The sequence below is a fragment of the Frankia sp. AiPs1 genome, assembly GCF_023716945.1.
GTDB lineage: Bacteria > Actinomycetota > Actinomycetes > Frankiales > Frankiaceae > Frankia.
Genome location: NZ_JAMQQF010000326.1, coordinates 1 through 6,438, shown reverse-complemented (window position 1 = coordinate 6,438; position 6,438 = coordinate 1). Strand labels below are relative to the sequence as shown.

Below are 6,438 nucleotides of genomic sequence, written 5' to 3'. Positions count from 1 at the left end.
CCGCGGGGGCCGCGCCGATGGCGATGACGGCCGTGCCGGTGACGGCCGTTGCGGTGGCAGCCGGGCTGGTAACGGCCGTCGCGGTGGCGGTTGTTGCGGTGGCGGCCCGCGCCGCGTGCTCGAAGGCGACGAAGGAGCGGGTGTAGTTGAAGCAGACGTTGTAGACCGCGGCGGCGTCGGCCAACGGCAGGCCGGCGCGCAGCAGCAGCCCGATGCCGGTGTCGAGCCGCCGGAGCTGGGCGGGGGTGAGGGCCGCGCGGATCACGAAGGTGGGGGCGTAGAGCACGACCTCGCGGTACATCGGGAAGCTCTCCATCAGGTCCCGGTAGGCGGTGAAGTAGGTGATGAGCTCGTCGCGCCAGGGGCCGCCCCCGGCGGGCGGCAACTGGCGGTGCAGGTCGGCCATCACCTGGTCGGCCAGGGCCGCGAGCAGGTCGTCCTTGGTGTCGAAGTAGCGGTAGACGCTCATCACGCCGCAGCCGAGCCGCCGGGCCAGCGCCGGCATGCTCAGCCGGGCGAGGCCGTCCTGCGCGGCGAGATCCCGCGCGGCCGCGACAATCTCGCCGCTGCTCAGCGAGCCGCGCGCCCGCCGGCGTCGCCCGACGGTCGACGGCTGGGTGCCTTCGGCAGATTCACGCACGCCCGACATTGTCCGGGCTCCGCCCGAAGCCCGCGCTGTCACGGCCCCGCGCGAAGCCCGCGCCGTCACACGCCCCACGCGAAGCCCCCGCTGTCAGACGCCCCACGCAAAGCCCGCGCTGTCACGGCCCCGCCCGCAGGCCGCGACGCGCCCGACGGCCAGCTCGGGCGAGCGCACCCCGGGCGGGGCCGGGTGTCACGGGCGGACGGGCCGGGTCTGGGTGATCGTCGTGCCCCAGCTGTGCAGCGCGGCCCCGTGCAGGCCGCCGAGACCGCCCGCGACCATCACGAGGATGTCCTCGGGCCGGCGGGTCAGCGGGACCCGGCCCCGCGCGTCCACCCAGCCGATGTCGGAGTACTGACGCTGATGCTGGCGGGGGAACTCCGACAGCGGGATCGAGGCGTGCTCCCACAGGATGCGGCGCACGTCGTCGACGTCCGGGTAGGCCCTGCCGATGAGCGCGGCCCAGACCGGGTTGAGCGCGATGACGACCTCGGCGAACGAGAGCTGCACGAGGTAGCCGTTGGCGCCGGGATGGGCCAGCGCGCGCCCGACGAACTCGAGCAGCACGTCGGCGTCGGTGGCCACCACCTCGCAGATGTTGGCCGTACCCATCGTGCCGAACACCGTGACCGCGTCGCCCGGCGTGCCGCGACGCTCGGCAAGCGGCGCCCACGGCGAGCGTTCCTCCCACTCCCCGAAAACGATGCCGTTGACCCGGCCGGGCTGGCCGAACGTGCTCTGCGAGGTGACACCGACCCGCTGGCCGGCGACGTTGCGCATGACCAACTGCAACGCACGCCCGATCGACGCCGCCCGTCCATCCGCCCCGCCGAGGCAACCGGCGCCGAACGGGATGCCCAGCGCATGCCGCTGCGCGCCGTTGACGATCAGGGCGGTCGTAACCGAGCCGGTCGTTGCGTTCAGGGCGTGCAGCTCGTAGCCGGGGTCGGCGACGGCCTCCACCGCGGCGCGCAGCAGCGGCAGCGCGGCCGCCGGCGCGCCGGCCATCACCGCGTTGACGGCGAGCTTCTCCGCGGTGACGGGGGCTCGGGACGGCGGCAGCGCGCCGATCACCTCCTGCGGCGGGGTCCCCCACTCGGCGAGGTAGCGCGCCACCCGCTCGGGCGTGGGCGGCACCAGCGGCAGCCCGTCGCTCCAGCCGCGCTCGCGGGCGAGGGCGTCGAAGGCCTCCTGGTCGGCGGACACCTCGTAGATCACGCTCACCAGTGCCGGTGCCGGTGCCGGTGCCGCGGACGTCGGGGTGGCCGCGGTCGCGGCGGTAGAGGCGGTCGCCGTGGCCGCCGTGGTCATCGGACCGCCCCGATGGCGTCGAGCAGCGCCGGGAACGAGGAGCGGGCGTGCGCGCGCACCTGCTCCTGCGGCAGGGTGTTCAGCGACGAGGGCAGCTCGACCAGGCGCAGGCCCGGCCGGCCGTTGTCGGCGGCGAGGGTGCGCGCCAGGCCGACGAAGTGCTCGGTGGCCGCGACCACCGTCGGCAGCCCGCGGTTGAGGGCGTTCAGGCCGTCCCTGACGCTCCACGAGGTGCACGAGCCGCAGTTCGCCAGGCCCGAGATGACAGCGTCGACGCCGCCGACGAAGGCGTCGTACTCCGCCTGCTTGCGCTCGCCCTCGGTGCCCTTGAGCCCCTGGGCGCGCCGCCACGTCGTGACGATCGCACCGGCCCGCTCCAGCTCGACGATCCACTCGTCGACGGTCTGATCCCAGGCCTGCCACAGGACGTCGACCCGCACCCCGACGCGCCGGCCTCGCAGCGAGCCGAGAGCCGGCCCCGGGTCGGGATCACCGGGCACGACGCCGCCGGTGGGGTCGAGCACGGAGATCGACGAAGGTGCCGGACCGGCGGGTCCGGCGCCGCCGGCACCGGTGGGGACCGGTCGGCGGGAGTCGTCGATGCGCAGGGCCGTGAGACCGGGCAGGACGCTGCGCAGCCGGGTCTCGACCACCTGCCGTAACTGGTCGGGCGGCAGGGCGCAGTTGTCCCCACAGTCCGCGTCGTCGAGGCTGAACGACAGGTCCACCGTGCCGGCGTACTCGTCGACCGCGCCGAGCGCGAGCGTGCCGCCCTCGGTGCCCAGCAGCGCGGCGAGCTCGGCGACGGTCCGTGCGACCGTGGCGCGGCGCACGCCCTGCACCATTCCGGTCATGCCGTGCCCCGATCGCGGGGCGGCCGGCGGTTGGCGGCCCCCGTCCCTACCGATCTGTCCATGGCGTCATCCCATCGTCGTCCGGGGAGTGGAGGCGCTTAGCGTAAGCCTTACGCTAGAGGTCGTCCAGAGGAATCGATCGACGGCGCCGGGCCGCCGTCAGGGCCCAGGCGCGCAGACCGGGGCCGGGGGCGGGGCTAGGGGAGGCGCTGGGGCAGCCGGGCGCGTGGGGCGCAGGCCGTCGATGAAGAGGTCGAGTTCGGGGCCGAAGTCCGGCCGGCATACGTCGACGGCCATGACGGGCAGGACGAGCCGCAGGTGCGGTAGCTCCTCGTTGCGCGCCGCCGTGCACAGCCAGTCGTCGATCAGGTCGGCCTGGTGCGTCTGCGCTCCGGCCGGGCTCACCGTCTGCACCAGGACCGCACCGAACAGCAGCCCGGACAGCGACCGGTAACGACGCACGGCGCTCGGCTCGTCGAGCCCGGCGTCGAGAAGCGCCCCGAAGAACGCGTCGATGACGCGCAACGCCCGGACCGAACGCGGGTCGGCCTCGCCCGCGACCACCGCTCGGGCCACGACCGGATGGGCCGCGAACGCCGCGAACGCGCCGTTGCCCAGGAACCGCAACCGCTCATCCCAGGCAAGCGCGGGGTCGGGTAACGGGATGGATTCGAAGACGCGAGCCGCGATGCCGTCGAGCAGGTCGCGCTTGTTCGCGACGTGGTTGTACAGCGACATCGCCTCCACCCCGAACTCGGCCGCGAGCCGGCGCATCGTCAGACCGGCCAGGCCGCGCTCGTCGGCGAGCCGCAGTGCGGCGTCGAGGATCTTCCGCCGGCTCAGGGTCTGCCGAGACACGAATCGCCTCCGGGAAGAGGTTGATGAAGAGCCCGCTTTGAATCCTCATGCTAGTGGCTGCGGATGTCGGCCGGGGTGGATCTGGGGGTTCGTACCGACAATGACCCCTTCGGCCGCAGGCCACATGCGGCCCACACCTGCCAGGAGTCAGGACCGGCCCCAAGGTGCAGGCTTGACGGGAGAATAAAACTTACCCCGTAAGCTTACTGGCTAAGTACCGGCCCTCGCTGGAGGATTCCATGGACGCCGAAACCCTGCTCACCACCACCCGTTCGGTCCGCCGCAAGCTCGATCTGGACCGGCCGGTGGAGCCCGCGGTCCTCACGGACTGCCTGCGTGTAGCCCAGCAGGCCCCGGCCGCCGGCATGCTGCGCTCACACCTGCGCTGGATCGTGGTGCGCGACCAGGCCCTGCGGGAGAAGATCGCCGCGCCGATCACCGAGGTGGGCCGCGAGTCCCAGGCGAAGTACGGACACCTGGTGGACGCCCGGACGCTCGCCTCGGGGAAGTACCTCCTCGACACTCTGCACCGCGTCCCGGTGCTGGTCGTGCCGTGCATGCAGGGCCGCCCCAGCGGCGACAACGGGGAGCTGTCCGCCTTCTACGGCTCGGTCTACCCGGCAATCTGGAGCTTCCAGCTCGCCCTGCGCGCCCGCGGTCTCGGCAGCACCATGGTCGGCTACCACCTGATCGGCCGCGAGCAGGAGGTCGCCGACATCCTCGGCATTCCCGCGGACGTCACCCAGATCTCGATGCTGGCCGTCGCCTACACGACCACCGACACCTTCCACCCCGCCGTCTGGCCCCCGGTCGAGGACATCACCTACCACGACGGCTGGGGCCGTCCGGCCTAGTACTACAGCGCCAGTGGCCTCCGCGTGGTCTCTTTTTATGGATGCGGGAGGCCGAATGGTGGAGGGCGGCCACCGTGTGATTCCCGTAGTTTGTGAGAACAACCGAGGGTACCGCGGTGGCCGCGACTCAGAGCATATCCGGGGTGGACATGGCGAGGTGGGAAGCGGGGCTGGACGAGCTGTTCGGTCGGGTCGCGGGATGTTTCCGTTCCGATCAACCTCGCGCTCAGACACGCGCCTATGTGGCAGGCGGTCGGCACGTCCGGCAGGGAGAGGAGGATAAGAGGAGGGTAAGTTGCCCCCTTTGTTGCGACGTTGGGAGCGTCGCCCCCGCGTCGGCCCCCACCCCATCCCACCCTCATCCTGGGTGCCCCGGCCGTATCGGCAGGAACCACTGGCGGCCCGCGGACAATGGCGGCGCGGCGGAGAGACGGCTCGGGCAGGCAAGGTGCTCACGGTCCGCAACGTGTAACAATCGGTAGGTTAGGACACGCCGGACACGGACCTGTTGGGGAGTGGAGCCCGTTGACCCTCGCCCCGGACCCGGCTCAGGCACCGGTCGCCGCGCGGTGGCGGCCGTCGCGGGCGGGAATCCTCAACGTCTACCAGTACGGCGATGAGACGCTGCACTTCGCCGGCGGGCGCCTGCTGCTGCGGGGGGTTAACGGGTCGGGCAAGTCGACGGCGATGAACATGTTGCTGCCGTTCCTGCTGGAGGCCGACACCCGCCGGATCGATGCCGCCGGCGAGCAGACCGGCGTCCTGCGTTCGTGGATGCTCGCCGACACCGAGGAGACGCAGCGCACCGGCTACCTGTGGATCGAGTTCGCCCGGCCGGACGACGAGGTCCCCGGCGGGGTGCGCTACCACTGCTTCGGCTGCGGAATCCGGGCGAACCGCAGCACCGACCGGGTCACCTCCTGGTGGTTCTCCACCCCCCGACGGGCTCGGATCGACTTCTCCCTCACCGCCGACCGGACCCCGCTCACCATCGATGCGCTGCGCGCGGAACTGGGCGCGGACGCCGTGTTCGCCAGGGCCGCGGACTACCAGGACGAGGTGTCCCGGCGGCTGTTCGGTGGCACCAACCCGGCCGGTTACCTCGCGCTGCTCCATCAGATCCGCAACCCGCGGGTCGGCGACCGCATCGACGCCGACCTGCCGCAACGCCTGCGGGAGGCGCTCCCCCCGGTGCCCCAGGACGCCATCGCGGACGCCGCCCAGCCGCTGGAGGACCTCGAAGACCATCGGCGCAACGTCACCGCGCTGGAGCAGACCGACCGCGCCCTGGGCAGCCTGCTCGACACCTACCGGCACTACGGTCGCCGGGTGCTGCTGACCGCCGCGGCGCAGGCGGCGGCCGCGGTCAGCGCGGCCCGCTCGGCGGCCCAGCAGCGTGGGCGGCTACGCACCGCCGCCGAGACGGCGGCCGAGGCCGAGCGCGGCCTCGGTGCCCAGGTCGACGCGCTGGCCAAGGAGCAGTCCACGACGCAGGCGCGCCTGAGTGGGCTGCACAACTCCGCCGCCTATCGCGACCACCAAGCCCTGCTCGCCCGCGAGCAGCACGTGGCTGACCTACGCATGCAGGCGACGCGGATGGCGGTGCAGCGGACGGACGCCCAGCGTCGGGTCGGCGTGGCCGCGACGACGGTGACCGCCCGGCGGGCCCGCGTCGACGGCGATCTGGACCGGATCCGACTCGGCTTGGCCGAGCTCACCCGGCAGGCTCTGCCCGCGGCCGTCCCGCTGCGCCTGCCGGACCCACCGGTGCTGCTGGTCGAGCCCCACGCCGGCGGGGTGGAGGGACCGCGGCCGGGCATCGACCTGCTGGCCGATCTCACCCTGCGGCCCGCCGCGGCCGCTCTCCTGCGCGACTGGCTACACCAGCACCCCCGCTGACCCTAACGGCCGCGGCAGT

General features: G+C 72.9%; 6 protein-coding genes. 2 read left to right on the top strand and 4 right to left on the bottom strand.

The window, feature by feature from the left end:
- The 4 genes from ND748_RS21975 to ND748_RS21960 form a co-directional block, all read right to left on the bottom strand.
- Positions 1–649, bottom strand: a 649-nt coding sequence (locus ND748_RS21975; RefSeq protein WP_251747871.1) for a TetR/AcrR family transcriptional regulator, incomplete at its 3' end; no start/stop codon positions are given.
- Positions 650–835: 186 nt separating this feature from the next.
- A complete protein-coding gene (locus tag ND748_RS21970) occupies positions 836–1,954 on the bottom strand; it encodes a hypothetical protein (protein WP_251747870.1) in 1,119 nt (372 codons plus the stop codon).
- The gene (locus tag ND748_RS21965) at positions 1,951–2,808 is read right to left on the bottom strand and encodes a hypothetical protein (protein WP_251747869.1); all 858 of its coding nucleotides are present in this window, start codon (positions 2,806–2,808) and stop codon (positions 1,951–1,953) included. The genes ND748_RS21970 and ND748_RS21965 overlap by 4 nt, the downstream gene beginning before the upstream one ends.
- 159 nt (positions 2,809–2,967) lie before the next feature.
- On the bottom strand, positions 2,968–3,666 hold the full coding sequence (locus tag ND748_RS21960; protein ID WP_251747868.1) for a TetR family transcriptional regulator: 699 nt from the start codon (positions 3,664–3,666) through the stop codon (positions 2,968–2,970).
- A 239-nt stretch (positions 3,667–3,905) separates the two neighbouring features.
- Between ND748_RS21960 and ND748_RS21955 the strand changes: the two genes are divergently transcribed.
- Together ND748_RS21955 and ND748_RS21950 are read left to right on the top strand one after the other, a co-directional pair.
- Positions 3,906–4,520, top strand: a complete 615-nt coding sequence (locus ND748_RS21955) for a nitroreductase family protein (protein ID WP_251747867.1) — start codon at positions 3,906–3,908, stop codon at positions 4,518–4,520.
- A gap of 525 nt (positions 4,521–5,045) precedes the next feature.
- Positions 5,046–6,419 (top strand): hypothetical protein, encoded by a 1,374-nt coding sequence (locus ND748_RS21950; protein ID WP_251747866.1) that lies wholly within the window; start codon positions 5,046–5,048, stop codon positions 6,417–6,419.
- Positions 6,420–6,438 lie beyond the last annotated feature (19 nt).